This is a genomic window from Rothia sp. HMSC071F11 (genome assembly GCF_001809115.1).
Lineage (GTDB): Bacteria > Actinomycetota > Actinomycetes > Actinomycetales > Micrococcaceae > Rothia > Rothia dentocariosa.
Map to the genome: position 1 here is coordinate 1 of NZ_KV795761.1, position 214 is coordinate 214.

The window sequence follows — 214 nt, forward strand, 5'->3', positions numbered from 1 at the left end:
TCCATCGTGCCATGACGCTGGAGACCGCCACGGGCTCTTTCCACCCACGAGAACGAATCAGGTACGAGATCACGCCATCAAGCGGTTTCGGATCGCGAGAATCTTCTCCAGAGGTGGTATAGCCACCCAGCGCGCGCATATCGACCCGCTGGGCACGAGTTTTTCGCTGTCCCGGTTCGGCGCTCATGGCAGAGCCAAATTCACGAAGAATCTT

1 pseudogene is annotated in these 214 nt (G+C 57.9%); it reads right to left on the minus strand.

The window, feature by feature from the left end:
• A pseudogene (locus tag HMPREF2554_RS08120) lies at positions 1-214 on the minus strand (DUF721 domain-containing protein); the annotation flags it as partial.